The sequence below is a fragment of the Rhizobium sp. NZLR1b genome (assembly GCF_019685155.1).
GTDB lineage: Bacteria > Pseudomonadota > Alphaproteobacteria > Rhizobiales > Rhizobiaceae > Rhizobium.
Map to the genome: position 1 here is coordinate 116,775 of NZ_JABDWC010000011.1, position 16,937 is coordinate 133,711.

Genomic DNA, 16,937 nt, shown 5'->3' on the forward strand with positions numbered 1-16,937 from the left:
CTGAAAAGACGCGCAAGGACGCTGTAAAGTCTTGAATTGCTCAGACCTGCAGGATCGAGGAGACGAGCAGTTGCGTGTAGGGTTCGCGCGGGTCGTCGAGCACCCGGTCGGTGAGCCCGTGTTCGATGACGTAGCCGTCCTTCATCACCATCATCCGGTGTGAGAGCAGGCGGGCGACGGCGAGATCGTGGGTGACGATGATCGCCGACAGGCCGAGATCGTTAACGAGGCCGCGCACCAGATCGAGCAGGCGTGCCTGCACCGAGACGTCGAGGCCGCCCGTGGGTTCGTCCATGAAGACGAGGCGCGGGCCGGTGACGAGGTTGCGGGCGATCTGCAGGCGCTGGCGCATGCCGCCGGAAAAGGCGCGCGGCTGGTCGTCGATGCGGTCGGCGTCGATCTCGACGCGCTCCAGCCAATCGATCGCCGAAGCGCGGATCGTGCCATAGTGCCGGTCGCCGATCGCCATCAGCCGTTCGCCGACATTGGCGCCGGCGGAGACGGTCATGCGCAGGCCGTCGGCCGGATTCTGGTGCACGAAGCCCCAGTCGGTGCGCATCAGGAAACGCCGCTCGGCCTCGTTCATGCGGTAGAGGTCGCGGTAGCTGCCGTCGCGCATGTGGTATTCGACGCTGCCAGTGCTCGGCAGCAGCCGGGTGGAGAGGCAGTTCAGCAGTGTCGTCTTGCCGGAGCCGGACTCGCCGACGATGGCGAGCACTTCGCCCGGCCAGAGATCGAAGGAGACGTCGCGGCAGCCGATCCGGTTGCCGTAAAATTTCGAAACGTCATGGACTTTGAGAAGCGGGATATCGCTCATTCTGCAGCCTCCCGGGCCAACATCTCGCCGGCATGCCCATGGGCGCGGCGGTCTTCGCAGTGATCGGTGTCGGAGCAGACGAACATGCGCCCGCCCTTGTCGTCGAGAACCACCTCGTCCAGATAGACATCCTCGGCACCGCAAAGGGCGCAGGGCTTGTCGAAGCGCTGGATGTCGAAGGGATAGTCATCGAAATCCAGGCTGACGACGTCGGTATAGGGCGGAACCGCATAGATGCGCTTCTCGCGTCCCGCGCCGAAAAGCTGCAGCGCGTCCGACATATGCATCTTCGGATTGTCGAATTTCGGCGTCGGCGACGGGTCCATGACGTAACGGCCGTGTACCTTCACCGGATAGGCATAGGTCTTGGAGATGCGGCCGTTATGGGCGATATCCTCGTAGAGCTTCACATGCATCAGGCCGTATTCCTCGAGAGCATGCATCTTGCGCGTCTCGGTCTCGCGCGGTTCGAGGAAACGCAGCGGCTCGGGGATAGGCACCTGGTAAACGAGCACCTGGCCGGGCCCGAGCTTCTCTTCCGGAATGCGGTGGCGCGTCTGGATGATCGTCGCCTCGCCTGTGCGCGTCGTCACCGCGACATTGGCGACCTTCTGGAAAAAAGCGCGAATGGAAACGGCGTTGGTCGTGTCGTCGGCACCCTGGTCGATGACCTTCAGCACGTCATCCGGTCCGATGATCGAGGCCGTCACCTGCACGCCACCGGTGCCCCAGCCGTAAGGCATCGGCATTTCGCGCGAAGCGAAAGGCACCTGATAGCCGGGAATGGCGATCGCTTTCAGGATGGCGCGGCGGATCATCCGTTTGGTCTGTTCGTCGAGATAGGCGAAGTTGTAGCTGGCCAGATCGCTCATTCGGCGGCCTCCTTCATGTCTTCGCCAGCGTTGCGGGCGGCTTCGAATTCGCGACGCATGCGGCGGACGAGATCGAGTTCGGCCTGGAAGTCCACATAATGCGGAAGCTTCAGGTGCTCGACGAAGCCGGTCGCCTGGACGTTGTCGGAGTGCGAGATGACGAATTCCTCGTCCTGTGCCGGGGCGGTGATATCCTCGCCGAGCTCTTCGGCACGAAGCGCCCTGTCGACCAGCGACATCGCCATCGCCTTGCGCTCGCTCTGGCCGAAGACCAGGCCGTAGCCGCGGGTAAATTGCGGGGGTGCCTTCGCCGAACCCTTGAACTGGTTGACCATCTGGCACTCGGTGATCTGGATCGTGCCCAGCGAGACGGCAAAACCGAGTTCCGGCACGTCGAATTCCACCTCGACCTCGCCGATACGGATCTCGCCGGTGAAGGGGTGGTTGCGGCCGTAGCCGCGCTGGGTGGAATAACCGAGCGCCAGCAGAAAACCTTCGTCGCCGCGGGCGAGCGCCTGCAGGCGCAGATCGCGGGTCATCGGAAATTCCATCGGCTCGCGGGTCAGGTCGCCGATCTCGTGATCCTCAGGCATGTCGCCGTCGGCCTCGATCAGCCCCTCCTCGCCGAGGATCTCGGAGACGCGCATGACGCGGCCGGTCTCGGCTGTGCGCTGGGCAGGCGTCTCGACCGCCTCGTCGGAAAGCAGCGACGGATCGAGCAGCCGGTGGGTATAATCGAAGGTGGGCCCAAGAAGCTGGCCGCCCGGCAGATCCTTGTAGGTCGCCGAGATGCGGCGTTCGATCGTCATATCAGCCGTGTCAAGCGGCTTGGAATAGCCGAAACGCGGCAGCGTCGTGCGGTAGGCGCGCAGCAGGAAGATCGCCTCGATCATGTCGCCGCGCGACTGGCGGACGGCAAGCGCTGCGAGTGTGCGGTCGAAAAGCGAGGCCTCGGCCATCACCCGGTCGACGGCGAGCGCCAGCTGCGCCACGATCTGTTCGATGCCGATCGCGGGCAACGAACGGTCGCCGCGGCGGCGGTCGGCCAGTAGGCGGTGGGCATTGGCGATGGCGGCCTCGCCACCCTTGACGGCAACATACATGAGCTCAGATCTCCGTTGCTGTGATCTTGGTGGTGCGCGGCAGGCAGAGGAAACGCTCGGCCGACGTCAGCACGACGTCGATGCCGCGCGGGAAGAGCGCGCGGTTCTCGGTCCAGAGCCGCAGGAAGGTCTCCGGCAGCCCGACAGGCGCGATTTCCGTCACAGTCTGGATACCGGGCCCCATCAGCGCCAGCCTGCGTCCACCCTCGAGATCGGCGAGCTCGATGACAACAGTCGTCGAGCGGTCGGGATATTCCTGCGTGCCCGATGCAAACAGGCCGAAGGAGCAAAGCGCGGTGCCGGCCTCCGTGAAGGCGAAGCGGGCCTCAGCCTTTTCACCGGTCAGCGGCGCGCCGGTGTGGAAGCCGAGCCACTCCGGCACGGCCGATTTCGCCAGTCCCTGGGACAGCCAGACAGGCGTGTCGTGGTCGCAAAGCGTCAGCGCGATCGTGCCGGCGCCAATACCGAACGGCACAGGCGGCGCGACATCGGGCCGGACGGTCTGGATCGTGCCGGGGCGAGCCATGCCGTCCATCAGCATCTTGAAGACGCTCTGGGCGTGGAAGACCGGGTCGGCAAAGCCACCTGTGAGGGCTTCTGTCTTCAGCCCCATCAGTTGTCTCCCCGCACCATGGTGAAGAAATCGACGCGGGTCGCTGCCGTCTCGTCCGCCTTGCGGCGTTCGGCATCGGCGATCCGTTCGGCGACGGGCAAAAGCAGTGCCTGTTCGACAAAATCCTTCGTCGCCTCCTCCTGCCAGAGCGCGTCGAAGATCGCCGCCAGCCGGGCCTTCTCACGGTCGGTGCCCAGCGCCTGGGCATGGCCGATCGCCCCGGAGACGAGCCGGACCGTGGCCCGGGTCACTGTGACCTCGCCAAGATTGAAGGGAGCGCCGCCGCCGCCGATGCGGCCGCGGACCATCACCAACCCGGTCTCCGGTCCGCGCACCGGATGTGCCGCGGGCTTTTCCGGCAACGCGTTCCAGACCGCCGAGAGTTCGCTCAGTTCCGCGCGCGCCAGCAGATCGGCGGCGCGTTTGCGCCCGGATGCCGTCTGTGGCGTTGCGCCTGTCCTATCCGCTGATATCATTATCGCTTCCTAAAATGTCTATTGATATAGACAACCATACAAGATATACCTACGCTTAAATCGATGTGGTGACAAGCGTGTGACATCGGACGTGGGAACGGGGGCGGAATGCCAGGATTAAAGCAGGTGCAAAGGCAGACTGGTGTGGCGCTCTGGCGCCAGATCGCCGACCGGATCCGTGAGACAATCAGCACGGGTACCTATGACGAGACCGGAATGGTGCCGCCGGAGACGGTCCTGGCGCTGCAATTCGGCGTCAACCGGCATACGGTGCGGAGCGCTTTGGCGGCCTTGGCGCAGGAAGGGATCGTCCGTGCGGTACAAGGTCGCGGCACGCTGATCGAGCGCAAGGAGCGGCTGAATTTCCCGATTACCCGGCGCACGCGATTTACCGCCGGCATCGGCGATCAGGCGCGCGAGATGCGCGGCCTTCTGCTCGACGAGGTGAAGGAGGAGGCCAGCGCCGAGGTCGCCCGCTGGCTGAATATCAAGCCAGGGGGGCAGGTGATCCGGCTGGAAACATTGCGCCATGCCGACAGGCGGCCGGTTTCAAAGGCGACGAGCTGGTTTCCTGCCGGGCGTTTTGCCGGGATCGGCGAGGCCTACCGCAAGCACGAATCGATCACCAAGGCTTTCGCCGAGCTCGGCCTGTCGGACTATGTCCGTGCAACGACCGAGGTGACGGCCGCCCATGCGAATGCAGCCGATATGGCCGACCTCGAACTCACCCCCGGCGCGATCCTGCTGATCGCAAAGGCGATGAACACTGATCTCGATGGCGTGCCGGTGCAATATTCGATCAGCCGGTTCGCAGCCGACCGGGTGCAGTTCACCATCGAGAATTGAGACATGAGGTGCCAGCCGACTCCGGCTGGCACGGACGTCAGAATTCAGTGTGCGCCGGACATATCGCCGAGCACTTCCTTCGACGCGACGGTGGAATCCGCCTTCAGCTTGTAGACCATGGGAACGCCGGTCGCGAGATTGAGGGCAAGCACGCCTTCTTTGCTGAGCTTGTCGAGCACCATGACAAGCGAGCGCAGCGAATTGCCGTGTGCGGCAACCAGCACCTTCTCGCCGTTGAGCACGCGCGGCAGGATTTCTGTGAGGTAGTAGGGCCAGACGCGGGCGCCGGTATCGCGCAGGCTCTCGCCCCCGGGCGGCGGCACGTCATAAGAGCGGCGCCAGATATGCACCTGTTCCTCGCCCCATTTGGCGCGAGCATCGTCTTTGTTGAGACCGGAGAGATCGCCATAGTCGCGCTCGTTCAGCGCCTGGTCGCGGATCGTTGGCAGATCGGGCTGGCCGACCTTGTCGAGGATGAGCTTCAGCGTGTGCTGCGCGCGCACCAACACCGAGGTGTAGGCGACGTCGAATTTGATCCCGTATTCGGCAAGCGCCTTGCCGCCGGCATTGGCCTCCTCGATGCCGAGCGCCGTCAGATCGGGATCCTTCCAGCCGGTGAAGAGATTCTTCAGGTTCCAGTCGCTCTGGCCGTGGCGAACGAGGACGAGGGTACCACTCATGAATTTGCCTCCGCAATATCGTTATGAAGAAGAAAGCCCGAGCACGTCGAGCATGGAATAGAGACCCGGCTTCTTGTCGCGCGCCCAGAGTGCGGCCTTGATGGCGCCGCGCGCAAAGATCGAGCGGTCGGCTGCGCTGTGCGACAGGGTGACGATTTCGCCTTCACCGGCGAACAGCACCGAATGCTCGCCGATGACGGAGCCGCCGCGCAGCGTCGCAAAGCCGATCGTGCCGGCTTGCCGGGCGCCGGTATGGCCGTCGCGCACACGCACGGATTTTGCGGCAAGATCGATGCCGCGCCCCTTTGCTGCGGCCTCGCCGAACAGAAGGGCGGTGCCGGAAGGCGCATCCACCTTGTGCTTGTGGTGCATTTCCAGGATCTCGATATCCCAGTCATCAGGCTCGAGCGCACGCGCGGCCTGCTCGGCGAGCACGCTGAGCAGATTGACCCCGAGGCTCATATTGCCTGATTTGACGATACGGGCATGGCGGGCGGCGGCGGCGATCTTGGCATTGTCTTCAGCCGAACAGCCGGTCGTGCCGACGACATGGACGATGCGGGCCTGAGCGGCGAGGCCGCAGAATTCCGTTGTTGCGGCAGGCGAGGTGAAGTCGAGCACGCCTTCGGCATCCAGAAAGGCATTGAGCGGATCGTCGCCGATAATGACACCGGTCGGGCCGAGACCGGCGATCTCGCCGGCATCCTTGCCGATAAAGGGCGAACCGCTGCGCTCGACTGCGGCATGGAGTGTGGCGCCCTCAATGGAATGGATGAGCCGGATCAGCGTCTGCCCCATGCGCCCGGCTGCGCCAACCACCACCAGTTTCATCGCAGCATCGCTCATGTCAGGCTCACCAGGTCAGTTTGAATCTGAGGCCGAAGGCCTCTGCAGATTGTTGAGGCGAGCGTAAAGACCGTCGCGGACCTTCGCAAGCGTCTCGTGATTGCCTTCCTCGACGACGCGGCCCTGCTGCATGACGACGATCTTGTCGGCGCGCACCACGGTCGAAAGCCGGTGGGCGATGACGACGACGGTACGGCCGGTCATCGCCTCGTCGAGCGCCTTCTGCACGGCCGCTTCGGATTCGGTGTCGAGGGCTGAGGTCGCCTCGTCGAGAAGCAGGATCGGCGCATTGCGCACCAGGGCACGCGCAATCGACAGCCGTTGGCGCTGGCCGCCGGAAAGCGTCACGCCGTTTTCGCCGACCGGCGTCTCGTAACCCTGCGGCTGGGCTGAGATGAAATCATGCGCATAGGCAAGCCGGGCCGCTTCTTCCACCTCGGCATCGGTCGCTTCCGGCCGGCCATAGCGGATATTGTCGCGGATCGTGCCCTCGAACAGGTAGGGCTGCTGCGAGACATAGGCGAGCTGCTGGCGCAGCGACTTCTTGGTGATGTGGGCGATGTCCTGTCCGTCGATCAGGATTTCGCCCTCGCGCGGATCGTAGAAGCGCGGAATGAGGTTGATGACGGTGGATTTGCCGGCCCCCGAAGGGCCGACCAGCGCCGTGGTCGCGCCGCCCTCGGCGATGAAGCTCACACCGCTCAACACGCTCTCACTGCCATAGCCGAAGGAAACGTTGCGGAATTCGATCCTGGCTTGCGTCACCGTCAGCGGCTGGGCATCCGGCAGGTCGCGCTGGCGCGGCTCCATGTCGAGCAATTCATAGATCATCCGCGCATTGACGACGGCACGCTCCATCTGCACCTGCAGGCGGGCAAGCCGGCGGGCCGGGTCATAGGCAAGCAGCAGCGCCGTGACGAAAGAGAAAAAGGCGCCGGGCGGCACATTGTAGTAGATTGAGCGGTAGGCGGCATAGGCCAGCACGCTGGCGACGGCAAAGCCCGCGAAACTTTCTGTCAGCGGAGACGTGCGTTCGGAAAGCCGGGCAATCCGGTTCGCCCTGTTTTCGGCACCCTTGATGAGCTTGGTGACCTTGCGTTCCAGTTCGTCTTCCATCGTGAAGGCTTTCACGATGGCGATGCCCTGGATCGTCTCCTGCATGGCGCCGAGAACGTGGCTGTTCAAATGCACGGCTTCGCGCGTCGCCGAGCGCAGCCGCTTGGAAACATAACGCAGCGCATAAAGCAGCGGCGGGGCCATGATGAACACCGCAAGGCTGAGCAACGGATCCTGGAGGATCATCACGGCCAGCAGCGAAATGAAGGTCAGCAGGTCGCGCACCGTCGAGGTGATCGTCAAGTTGAGCACGTCGCGGATGCCGCTGACGTTCTGGCTCACCTGCGCGGCGATATGGGCAGAGCGGGCCTCGCTGAAGAAGCCGACCGAAAGCGTCATCAGATGCGAATAGAGCCGGCGCTGGTAACGCGCGACGATATCGTTGCCGACTTTGGAAAGCGTCACCGCCTGGCCGTAACTGGCAAAACCGCGCAGCACGAAAGCGATGAAAATCGAAAGACAGATGATCCAGACGACGTCGGCGCGCCGGTTGGCGAAGGCCTCGTCGATGATCGCCCGCATGATCCACGCGGTAAACGCCGTCGAAAGCGCCACCACGATCAAGCAGGCAATCGCAAAGACATAGCCCCAGAGATGATCGCGGCCGTTTTCAGCGATGATGCGCTTCAGGATGCCGGTTACGGTATCGCTGCTGACGCTCTGCGTTCTGCTTTCCGCCGCTTCCAAAAATGAGGTTTCCTGTCTCGGACCAAACGCGGCGCGGGGGCGACGCGTACTTTTGCCGGCTCTATAAAGAGTTGGGACTGGTTTGGCTAGAGCGCCGCGCGTCCGGATAGGACGCGAAAGGGGCGCTCTATTGCTCTGCGCGCCGGGGTCAGCGCCGCCAGCGGCGGCCTTCCGTCGAGACGCCGAAATTCGCCGGCATGCGGGCATAGGAGGAAAGCCCGGCAAGCGCTGCCAGCGGATGCGTCACCACATAGGTCGGGATGGTGCGAAGCAGCGCCGTATGCGGCGCCTTGTCCTCGAAGGCGATGCGGAATTCCGGCCTCTTCAACGCCGGGAGGATCTTCTGTGAGATGCCGCCGGACAGATAGACGCCGCCGCGCGCCATGAAAACCATCGCCATGTCGCCCGCCACCCGGCCGAGATAGGTGGCAAACAGCGAGACGGTCTCAACGGCCGCCTTGTCGCTGCCGGCAAGTGCGTGCGAGGTGATGTCGGCCGGATCCTTCATCGTCGGCTGGATGCCGTCGACCACGCAGATGGCGTGGTAGAGGTTGACGAGGCCGCGCCCGCAGAGGATCTGCTCGGCGGAGACGCGGCCTTCGATCGTCTCGATATGGGGGAAGATTTGATAGTCGCGTTTGCTGCGCGGTCCGAGATCGACATGGCCGCCTTCGCCGGGAACCGGGATCCAGCTGTGTTGGGCATGCACCAGCCCGCCGACGCCGAGACCGGTGCCCGGTCCGAGCACGACGCGGGAGGCGATCAGGTCGCCGGTGGCGTCGCCGATGCGTTCGCGGTTCTCATCCGAAAGGGCGGCGACTGCCAGCGCCTGCGCCTCGAAATCGTTGACGACGAGCACGTCCTCCATGCCGAGGCCCTCGATCATCGTCTTTGGCCGCACCACCCAGTCGCAATTGGTCAGCGGGATCTCGTCGTCGTTGATCGGGCCGGCGACAGCAAGGATCGCCGAACGCGGCTGCACGGCTGTTTTGTCGAGCACGCCTTGCTGGATCGCTTCGTCGATCGTCGCGAAATCCGCCGTGCGCACGTTCGGAAACTGCTTCGGCTCGGCATAGGCATCGGTCAGGATGGAGAAGCGGGCATTCGTGCCGCCGATATCGCCGATCAGGATCGGGAAAGGCAGCGGAGCGGTGCTGTTGTTCGGTTTTGGCATGGCCGGTTCCGTGCTGATCAGGCTTCGAGTGTGGGAAGAAGTTTTATAGCGGTCGCGTGGTTGAGCGCCATCGGAATATCGTAAAAGATCGCCAGCCGCATCAGCGCCTTGACGTCGACATCGTGCGGCATCGGCGTCAAGGGGTCGACGAAGAAGATCAGGGCGTCGACCTCGCCGGTCGAAATCAGCGCGCCGATCTGCTGGTCGCCGCCGAGCGGTCCGCTTTTCAGCCTGGTGACGTCGAGATCCGGGGCGGCGTCGAGCACCCGCCCGCCGGTCGTGCCGGTGGCGACGATCTTCCAGCGGGAGAGGATGTCCCGGTGAGCGCGGGCGAAATCCGCCATGTCGTCTTTCTTCTGGTCATGCGCAATCAATGCAAGGCATTTGCCGCCGGCCATGAACCCAATCTCCGCCCAAGCAATTCAATCGATTTGACCGCTTCTATACCAAGAATTTGCGATTTGAAAGACAGCGCGCCCTCCCTCGGCGCCTCGGTCTCGGGCCGCCCTTCATTGTATCGCCGGCTTGTCGTTTGGAACCGGCCCGACATCCGGCAGTGCCCCATCGGGATCGGCGGCCGGCTCTGCTGCCGGAGCGGCGGTGAGCGCGCTTGCGGCGGAAGCTCCGCTATAGGTGGCGGCCTGCATCGAGGCGACGGCAGCGGCATCGAGCACCGCGGCGCAGCCCTTCGGCAGGTCCGAAACCATCATCTCGCGCGGCGGCTTCGGCGGTTTGGCGCCGGGCTTCGGCGGTTTCGGCGGCGCCCAGGGGGCCGGCGTGAACCACCAGGCGAGCGACTTGTCGCAGCCATCGCCGGCGGCAACAGGGGCTTGCGGCGTGCATCCGGCCGCACCGGCCGGGCATTTGATGCGGATGTGGAAATGCGAGTCATGGCCGTATTCCGGCCGAAGCTTGCCGAGATTGGTGCGGTCGCCCGTCCAGGTGTCGCACATCTTCTTCTTGATCGCCGGGTTGACGAATATGCGTTGCACCTCGGGATAGCTTGCCGCCAGCATCAGCAGCCGCGCCCGCGATTGCGTCCATACGTTCGGGTCGACGGTCAGGAACTTGTCCTTCTGCAGCATCGTGGTGAAGGGCAGGTCCTCGCGCTCCTTGGCCGTCATGCGGCGCGCCGGCATCGGCGTAAACCAGACATCAGCATCGAGGCCGATCTGGTGCGAGGCATGACCGTTGAACATCGGCCCGCCGCGCGGCTGCGCAATATCGCCGACGAGGATACCCGGCCAGCCGGCATATTTGGCCCCGTCCTCAGAAAGACGTTCGAGCAGCGAAATCATCGCCGGATTGCCCCAGCGGCGATTGCGCGAAAGCCGCATCGCCTCCCAGGTCGGCCCGTCGGTCGGCAGCGCCACCGCCCCGGTCATGCAGCCCTTGGCGTAAAAGCCGATCGGCTGCGCCGACCCCTGGGTCGGCATGCTGACGGCGCCGAACTGGCCTTTGGCGCTGCCTGGGCTTGGCGTCTTCTGCTCAGCGCCGACATCGCCGGCGGCAAGGCCTGCGCCGATTGCGCCGGCAAGCGTCAGTTTGCCGAATCTCCTGAAAGCCTGCGCGAAGCCGAAAGCCATACTATTTCCTTGAACCGCTGCCGAAGTGATTTGCGTCGAATCTATCGTGAAAAGCGATTTTGGTGAATCGATGATTTGGCTGGCGGGGATCGCCGCAGGCGGTGACGGATCGCCGCAGCGCTCGCCCGATCCCGCTGACGCTTTCAACCTTGACGCGGCCGAGCCAGGTCAAATTTTCGCGTGCCCGGCAAAAACCAAACTCTCTCCTGTTTTTCGCCGGTATTTTTCGTATTGTCGAACCCATCAATAATCAGGGGAAAGCGTGAATGGCTCTGTGGTCGAAGATCGGTGTATTTCTATCGCTTGCGGGGGCCTTGGCGCCCATGACGGCAACGGGTCAGGACCAGCCCTTTAAGATCGGCAGCTCCGTCATCAGCGAGATGAAGTACAAGCCGGGCTTTGCGCATTTCGACTATGTCAATCCTGATGCACTGAAAGGCGGAGATCTGCGCCTTTCAGCAAGCGGCGCCTTCGACACCTTCAACCCTCTGCTGGCAAAAGGCCAAACAGCGATAGGTCTGTCGCTTGCCTACGACACGTTGATGAAGCCGGCAGATGACGAACTCCTGGTCTCCTACGGTCTGCTTGCCGAGGGGCTATCCTATCCCGTTGACGTCTCCAGCGCGACATTTCGCCTGCGCAAGGAGGCGAAATGGGCAGATGGTCAGCCGGTAACGCCCGAAGACGTCATCTTCAGCCTGGACAAGACCAAGGAATTGAACCCCCTCGCCGGTAACTATTACCATCACGTCGTCAAGGCGGAAAAGACCGGCGATCGGGACGTCACCTTCATCTTCGACGAGAAGAACAACCGCGAACTGCCAAACATTCTTGGCCAGTTGATGATCGTGCCGAAACATTGGTGGGAGGCGGCCGGACCGGATGGCAAGCCGCGCGACATTACCAAGACGACTCTGGAGCCGGTGATGGGTTCCGGGCCTTACAAGATTGCTTCCTTCTCGCCCGGCGCCACGATCCGTTATGAACTGCGTGACGACTATTGGGGCAAGGATCTCAATGTGAATGTCGGCCAGAACAATTTCCGCAATGTCATCTACACCTATTTCGGTGATCGGGATGTCGAGTTCGAAGCCTTTCGCGCCGGCAATAGCGACTATTGGCAGGAGACTACGGCTGCCCGCTGGGCGACGGGATATGATTTTCCTGCAGTCAAGGAAGGACGCGTCAAAAAAGAGGAGGTTGCAAATCCGCTACGCTCCACCGGCATCCTGCAAGCGCTCGTACCCAACATGCGGCGTGACCTCTTCAAGGACGAGCGGGTCCGCGAGGCGCTGAACTACGGCCTCGATTTCGAGGAGCTGAACCGCACCGTTGCCTTTAACAGTTACAAGCGCATCGACAGCTATTTCTGGAACACCGACCTCGCCTCCTCCGGTCTGCCGCAGGGGCGTGAGCTCGAATTACTGCAAGGCCTGAAAGACAAGATTCCCCCGGAGGTCTTCACAACGCCGTACACCAATCCCGTCGGCGGCGATCCGCAGAAGAGCCGCGACAACCTCCGCAAGGCGATTGCTCTTCTGAAAGAAGCCGGTTGGGAGCTAAAGGGCAATCGCATGGTCAATACCAAGACCGGCCAGCCGATGAGTTTCGAGATACTGTTGTCGAGCGCCATGTTGGAGCGCTGGGCGGTGCCTTATGCCAGCAATCTCAAGAAAATCGGCATAGATGCGCGGGTTCGGACAGTCGACGCTTCGCAAGCTGTCAACCGCGAACGCAGCTTTGATTACGATATGATCTGGAATGTCTGGGCGGAGACGATGAATCCGGGCAATGAGCAAGCCGACTATTGGGGATCCGGCTCGGTCAACCAGCAGGGTTCTCGCAACTACGCCGGCATTGCCAACCCGGCCGTGGATGAGCTCATTCGCATGATTATCTTCGCGCCGAACCGCGACGAACAGGTCGCTGCGATCAAGGCCATGGACCGGGTCTTGCTTGCAAATCACTACGTCATCCCGCTGTTCTACCGTGATACCTACAACATCGCCTATTGGAACACCGTCACGCATCCGGCCGAGTTTCCGGCCTACAGCCTTGGCTTCCCCGATGCCTGGTGGTCGACCTCGGCAAAATGAGCGGGCTTGCAATACAGGGGTCCTGGGCTCCAAATGGCACGAGCGAATCACGACACGTCGGCAGGGCCGGCAACGGAAGGCTGACGGATTGAGCGGCATTGGACTGGACGGCGGGCAGGCAGAAAAATCATTCCCGGAGGCTGAAGGCTGATGGGCGCCTATATCTTTCGCCGCCTGCTATTGATGATCCCGACCATCATCGGGATCATGGCGATTTCCTTCACCGTCATTCAGTTCGCCCCCGGCGGCCCCGTCGAGCAGGTGATCGCCCAATTGACCGGTCAGGCCGACAGTGCCGACCAGCGTCTGTCCGGCGGTGGCGATCTTCTCGGCGGCGGCGGTAACGACGAAGGCTCTAAATATCGAGGCGCCCAGGGCCTCGATCCGGAACTGATCGCCAAGCTCGAAAAGCAGTTCGGCTTCGACAAGCCGCCGTTGACGCGGTTTGGCGAAATGATGTGGAATTACATCCGCTTCGATTTCGGCGAGAGCTTCTTCCGCAATACCTCCGTGCTCGAACTCGTCAAGGAGAAGCTGCCTGTGTCGATCTCGCTCGGCATCTGGATCCTGATCTTCTCCTATGCGATTTCCATCCCGCTCGGCATCCGCAAGGCGATCAAGGATGGATCGACCTTCGATGTCTGGACGTCCGGCGTCATCGTCGTCGGTTATGCCGTACCAAGCTTCCTCTTCGGCATTCTGCTGATCGTGCTTTTTGCCGGCGGCTCCTTCTACGACTGGTTTCCGCTGCGCGGCCTGGTCTCCGATAATTTCGACCAGCTGGCCTGGTGGCAGAAGCCGCTCGACTATTTCTGGCATCTCACCTTGCCGCTGATCTCGCTTTCGCTGTCGGCCTTCGCCACGACGACGCTGTTGACCAAGAACTCGTTCATCGAGGAGATCAAGAAGCAATATGTCGTCACTGCCCGCGCCAAGGGCCTGAACCAGCGGCAGGTGCTCTACGGTCATGTCTTCCGCAACGCCATGCTGATCATCATCGCTGGTTTTCCCGGCGCCTTCATCTCGGCTTTCTTCACCGGCTCGCTGCTGATCGAGAACATCTTCTCGCTGGATGGCCTCGGCCGTCTCGGCTATCTCTCGGTCATCAATCGGGATTACCCGATCGTCTTTGCCACGCTCTACATCTTCTCGCTGCTCGGCCTCGCGGTCAGCCTGGTTTCCGACTTGATCTACACCTGGATCGATCCGCGCATCGATTTCGAGCGGAGGGATGTCTGATGGACGCCGCCGCAAATCCTGCTGTTGCAGCGCCCGTCAAGCCGCCGCGCAAGGGCCTGCTGTCGCCGACCAACATCCGTCGCTGGCAGAATTTCCGGGCGAATGGCCGCGGTTACTGGGCGCTGTGGCTGTTTCTGCTGCTGTTCGTCCTCAGCCTGTTTGCCGAGTTCCTCGCCAACGACCGGCCGATCATCGCCTCCTACAAGGGCGAGATCCTCTTGCCGGTTCTCATTGACTATCCCGAGGAGAAGTTCGGCGGCTTCCTCGCCGAGACCGACTACCGTTCCTCGGTGATATCGGATGAGATCAATGCCAATGGCTGGATGATCTGGCCGCCGATCCGTTATTCCTACCGCTCGGTCAACTCAAACATTCCGCATTCGGCACCGACTGCCCCCTTCTGGCTGATGACCAGGGAGGAGCGCTGCGCCGGCTATCCGCAGGCCGTGAACGATCCGGATTGCACGCTGGGCAATCTCAACTGGCTCGGCACCGACGACCAGGCCCGCGACGTGCTGGCGCGCGTCATCTACGGTTTCCGGATTTCGGTGCTCTTCGGCCTGGTGCTGACCATCTGCTCGGCGATCATCGGCGTGACCGCGGGTGCGGTGCAGGGCTATTTCGGCGGCTGGACCGATCTGCTTTTGCAGCGTTTCATTGAAATCTGGTCGTCGATGCCGGTGCTTTACATCCTACTGATCATCGCGGCCCTGCTGCCGCCCGGCTTCTTCGTGCTGCTCGGCATCATGCTGCTCTTTTCCTGGGTCGGCTTCGTCGGCATCGTGCGAGCCGAATTCCTGCGTGCCCGCAATTTCGAATATGTCCGCGCCGCCCGCGCGCTCGGCGTCAACAATCGCACCATCATGTGGCGCCACCTGCTGCCGAACGCCATGGTCGCGACGCTGACCTTCCTGCCCTTCATCCTCTCAGGCTCGATCACCACCCTGACCTCGCTCGACTTCCTCGGCTTCGGCATGCCGCCTGGCTCCCCTTCGCTCGGTGAAATGATCGCTCAGGGCAAAAGCAACCTGCAGGCGCCGTGGCTCGGGCTGACGGCCTTCTTCGCCATGTCGATCATGCTTTCCCTGCTGATCTTCATCGGCGAAGCCGTGCGCGATGCCTTCGACCCGAGGAAGACGTTTCAATGAGTGACATGACAGAACCGCTCCTTTCCGTCCGCGATCTCTCTGTTGCCTTTCATCAGGGCGGCGAGACCTCGCTTGCTGTCGATCACATCTCCTTCGATATCGCCAAGGGTGAGGTCGTGGCGCTGGTCGGCGAATCCGGTTCCGGCAAGTCGGTCTCGGCCAACTCGATCCTGCGGCTTTTGCCCTATCCCTCGGCAAGCCATCCCTCCGGCGAGATCCTGTTCAAGGGCAAGAACCTTCTGAAAGCGTCGGAACGGGCGTTGCGCGAAGTGCGCGGCAACGACATCACCATGATCTTCCAGGAGCCGATGACCTCGCTCAATCCGCTTCATTCGATCGAGAAGCAGATCGCCGAGATCCTGGCGCTGCACCAGGGCCTCACCGGCCAGCCGGCGCGCCAGCGCATACTGGAACTGTTGAACCAGGTCGGCATCCGCGAGCCTGAGAAGCGCTTGAAGGCCTATCCGCACGAGCTCTCCGGCGGCCAGCGCCAGCGCGTCATGATCGCAATGGCGCTCGCCAACCGGCCGGAATTGCTGATCGCCGACGAGCCGACCACCGCCCTCGATGTCACCGTCCAGGCGCAAATCCTCGAATTGCTCCGGCAGTTGAAGGCCGTGCACGGCATGTCGATGCTGTTCATCACCCATGACCTCGGCATCGTGCGTAAATTTGCCGATCGCGTCTGCGTCATGACCAAGGGCAGGATCGTCGAAACCGGAACGGTCGAGGACGTCTTCGCCAATCCGAAGCACGAGTATACCCGCCACCTCCTCGCCTCCGAACCACGCGGCGAGCCGCCGCTTGCCGATCCCGCAAAGCCGATGGTGATGGAAGGTTCCGACATTCGCGTCTGGTTCCCGATCAAAGCAGGGCTGATGCGCCGCGTCGTCGATCACGTGAAGGCGGTCGACGGCATCGATCTTTCGCTGCGTGCCGGGCAGACGCTCGGTGTCGTCGGCGAATCCGGTTCCGGCAAGACCACGCTTGGCCTGGCGCTCACCCGGCTGATTTCCTCGCAAGGGCGAATTGCCTTCGTCGGCAAGGATATAGCCGGCTATTCGTTCAGCGAGATGCGGCCGTTGCGCAACCAGCTGCAGGTGGTTTTCCAGGATCCCTACGGGTCGCTCAGCCCGCGAATGTCGGTCGGCGATATCGTCGCCGAAGGGCTGAAGGTCCATGAGCGCTCTTTGACATCGGAAGAGCGCGACCAGCGCGTCTGCTGGGCGCTGGAGGAAGTCGGTCTCGATCCCCTGACCCGCTGGCGTTATCCGCACGAATTCTCCGGCGGTCAGCGCCAGCGCATCGCCATTGCCCGCGCGACGGTGCTGAAACCGCGCTTCGTCATGCTCGACGAGCCAACCTCCGCGCTCGACATGAGCGTGCAGGCCCAGGTGGTCGATCTCTTGCGCGATCTGCAGAGGAAGCACGATCTCGCCTATCTCTTCATCAGTCATGACCTGAAGGTGGTGAAGGCGCTCGCCAACGACGTCATCGTCATGCGATTTGGCAAGGTGGTGGAGCAGGGCCCGTCATCGGAAATCTTCCGCGCGCCGAAGGACGAATACACCAGGGCGCTGATGGCGGCCGCTTTCAACATCGAGGCGGTGCCGACGCCCACCGTGCAGCAGTAAAGAT

Annotated in this window: 17 protein-coding genes; 6 read left to right on the forward strand and 11 right to left on the reverse strand. The window is 62.6% G+C overall.

Annotated features, from left to right (window positions below):
* Nucleotides 1-40 precede the first annotated feature (40 nt).
* Genes phnK through phnG form a run of 5 tightly spaced genes read right to left on the reverse strand, consistent with a single transcriptional unit; the run spans nt 41 to nt 3,881 of the window.
* A complete protein-coding gene (gene phnK, locus HJB84_RS17650; RefSeq protein WP_207582448.1) occupies nt 41-817 on the reverse strand; it encodes a phosphonate C-P lyase system protein PhnK in 777 nt (258 codons plus the stop codon).
* Complete coding sequence (locus HJB84_RS17655; RefSeq protein WP_207582449.1) at nt 814-1,689, reverse strand: alpha-D-ribose 1-methylphosphonate 5-phosphate C-P-lyase PhnJ; 876 nt, start codon at nt 1,687-1,689, stop codon at nt 814-816. The genes phnK and HJB84_RS17655 overlap by 4 nt, the downstream gene beginning before the upstream one ends.
* The gene (locus HJB84_RS17660) at nt 1,686-2,792 is read right to left on the reverse strand and encodes a carbon-phosphorus lyase complex subunit PhnI (RefSeq protein ID WP_221116490.1); all 1,107 of its coding nucleotides are present in this window, start codon (nt 2,790-2,792) and stop codon (nt 1,686-1,688) included. Before HJB84_RS17660 ends, HJB84_RS17655 begins: the two co-directional genes overlap by 4 nt.
* Before the next feature lie 4 nt (nt 2,793-2,796).
* Nucleotides 2,797-3,405: a phosphonate C-P lyase system protein PhnH gene (gene phnH / locus HJB84_RS17665; RefSeq protein ID WP_221116491.1), complete on the reverse strand. Its 609-nt coding sequence runs from the start codon at nt 3,403-3,405 to the stop codon at nt 2,797-2,799.
* Nucleotides 3,405-3,881, reverse strand: coding sequence for a phosphonate C-P lyase system protein PhnG (gene phnG / locus HJB84_RS17670; RefSeq protein ID WP_207582452.1), 477 nt, complete (start codon nt 3,879-3,881; stop codon nt 3,405-3,407). The genes phnH and phnG overlap by 1 nt, the downstream gene beginning before the upstream one ends.
* 108 nt (nt 3,882-3,989) lie before the next feature.
* Between phnG and phnF the strand changes: the two genes are divergently transcribed.
* The gene (gene phnF / locus HJB84_RS17675) at nt 3,990-4,727 is read left to right on the forward strand and encodes a phosphonate metabolism transcriptional regulator PhnF (RefSeq protein WP_221116492.1); all 738 of its coding nucleotides are present in this window, start codon (nt 3,990-3,992) and stop codon (nt 4,725-4,727) included.
* Between the two features lie 44 nt (nt 4,728-4,771).
* Here the strand turns inward: phnF and HJB84_RS17680 are convergent, their stop codons facing one another.
* The 6 genes from HJB84_RS17680 to mepA form a co-directional block, all read right to left on the reverse strand.
* Nucleotides 4,772-5,407 (reverse strand): 2,3-bisphosphoglycerate-dependent phosphoglycerate mutase, encoded by a 636-nt coding sequence (locus HJB84_RS17680; RefSeq protein WP_164006076.1) that lies wholly within the window; start codon nt 5,405-5,407, stop codon nt 4,772-4,774.
* A 21-nt stretch (nt 5,408-5,428) separates the two neighbouring features.
* Nucleotides 5,429-6,253 (reverse strand): 4-hydroxy-tetrahydrodipicolinate reductase, encoded by an 825-nt coding sequence (dapB, locus tag HJB84_RS17685; RefSeq protein WP_207582454.1) that lies wholly within the window; start codon nt 6,251-6,253, stop codon nt 5,429-5,431.
* Nucleotides 6,254-6,268: 15 nt separating this feature from the next.
* Nucleotides 6,269-8,056 (reverse strand): ABC transporter ATP-binding protein, encoded by a 1,788-nt coding sequence (locus HJB84_RS17690; RefSeq protein ID WP_207582455.1) that lies wholly within the window; start codon nt 8,054-8,056, stop codon nt 6,269-6,271.
* A gap of 148 nt (nt 8,057-8,204) precedes the next feature.
* Nucleotides 8,205-9,230, reverse strand: a complete 1,026-nt coding sequence (locus HJB84_RS17695) for a glucokinase (protein ID WP_221116493.1) — start codon at nt 9,228-9,230, stop codon at nt 8,205-8,207.
* Between the two features lie 17 nt (nt 9,231-9,247).
* Nucleotides 9,248-9,628 (reverse strand): methylglyoxal synthase, encoded by a 381-nt coding sequence (locus HJB84_RS17700; RefSeq protein WP_164006080.1) that lies wholly within the window; start codon nt 9,626-9,628, stop codon nt 9,248-9,250.
* Nucleotides 9,629-9,739: 111 nt separating this feature from the next.
* Nucleotides 9,740-10,816, reverse strand: coding sequence for a penicillin-insensitive murein endopeptidase (mepA, locus tag HJB84_RS17705; RefSeq protein ID WP_207582458.1), 1,077 nt, complete (start codon nt 10,814-10,816; stop codon nt 9,740-9,742).
* Between the two features lie 46 nt (nt 10,817-10,862).
* Here mepA and HJB84_RS17710 point away from each other — a divergent pair, with 46 nt between their 5' ends.
* From HJB84_RS17710 to HJB84_RS17730, 5 genes are all read left to right on the forward strand, one after another.
* Complete coding sequence (locus HJB84_RS17710) at nt 10,863-11,066, forward strand: hypothetical protein (RefSeq protein ID WP_207582459.1); 204 nt, start codon at nt 10,863-10,865, stop codon at nt 11,064-11,066.
* A 16-nt stretch (nt 11,067-11,082) separates the two neighbouring features.
* A complete protein-coding gene (locus HJB84_RS17715) occupies nt 11,083-12,912 on the forward strand; it encodes an extracellular solute-binding protein (RefSeq protein ID WP_207582460.1) in 1,830 nt (609 codons plus the stop codon).
* 150 nt (nt 12,913-13,062) lie between these two features.
* Nucleotides 13,063-14,151, forward strand: a complete 1,089-nt coding sequence (locus tag HJB84_RS17720) for a microcin C ABC transporter permease YejB (protein WP_207582461.1) — start codon at nt 13,063-13,065, stop codon at nt 14,149-14,151.
* On the forward strand, nt 14,151-15,299 hold the full coding sequence (locus tag HJB84_RS17725) for an ABC transporter permease (protein ID WP_207582462.1): 1,149 nt from the start codon (nt 14,151-14,153) through the stop codon (nt 15,297-15,299). Before HJB84_RS17720 ends, HJB84_RS17725 begins: the two co-directional genes overlap by 1 nt.
* Complete coding sequence (locus tag HJB84_RS17730) at nt 15,296-16,933, forward strand: ABC transporter ATP-binding protein (RefSeq protein WP_221116494.1); 1,638 nt, start codon at nt 15,296-15,298, stop codon at nt 16,931-16,933. Before HJB84_RS17725 ends, HJB84_RS17730 begins: the two co-directional genes overlap by 4 nt.
* Nucleotides 16,934-16,937 lie beyond the last annotated feature (4 nt).

Coding starts and splice junctions, on each gene's coding strand:
- phnK (WP_207582448.1), bottom strand. CDS start 817: ATGAGCGATATCCCGCTTCTCAAAGTCCATGACGTTTCGAAATTTTAC.
- HJB84_RS17655 (WP_207582449.1), bottom strand. CDS start 1,689: ATGAGCGATCTGGCCAGCTACAACTTCGCCTATCTCGACGAACAGACC.
- HJB84_RS17660 (WP_221116490.1), bottom strand. CDS start 2,792: ATGTATGTTGCCGTCAAGGGTGGCGAGGCCGCCATCGCCAATGCCCAC.
- phnH (WP_221116491.1), bottom strand. CDS start 3,405: ATGGGGCTGAAGACAGAAGCCCTCACAGGTGGCTTTGCCGACCCGGTC.
- phnG (WP_207582452.1), bottom strand. CDS start 3,881: ATGATATCAGCGGATAGGACAGGCGCAACGCCACAGACGGCATCCGGG.
- phnF (WP_221116492.1), top strand. CDS start 3,990: ATGCCAGGATTAAAGCAGGTGCAAAGGCAGACTGGTGTGGCGCTCTGG.
- HJB84_RS17680 (WP_164006076.1), bottom strand. CDS start 5,407: ATGAGTGGTACCCTCGTCCTCGTTCGCCACGGCCAGAGCGACTGGAAC.
- dapB (WP_207582454.1), bottom strand. CDS start 6,253: ATGAGCGATGCTGCGATGAAACTGGTGGTGGTTGGCGCAGCCGGGCGC.
- HJB84_RS17695 (WP_221116493.1), bottom strand. CDS start 9,230: ATGCCAAAACCGAACAACAGCACCGCTCCGCTGCCTTTCCCGATCCTG.
- HJB84_RS17700 (WP_164006080.1), bottom strand. CDS start 9,628: ATGGCCGGCGGCAAATGCCTTGCATTGATTGCGCATGACCAGAAGAAA.
- mepA (WP_207582458.1), bottom strand. CDS start 10,816: ATGGCTTTCGGCTTCGCGCAGGCTTTCAGGAGATTCGGCAAACTGACG.
- HJB84_RS17715 (WP_207582460.1), top strand. CDS start 11,083: ATGGCTCTGTGGTCGAAGATCGGTGTATTTCTATCGCTTGCGGGGGCC.
- HJB84_RS17720 (WP_207582461.1), top strand. CDS start 13,063: ATGGGCGCCTATATCTTTCGCCGCCTGCTATTGATGATCCCGACCATC.
- HJB84_RS17725 (WP_207582462.1), top strand. CDS start 14,151: ATGGACGCCGCCGCAAATCCTGCTGTTGCAGCGCCCGTCAAGCCGCCG.
- HJB84_RS17730 (WP_221116494.1), top strand. CDS start 15,296: ATGAGTGACATGACAGAACCGCTCCTTTCCGTCCGCGATCTCTCTGTT.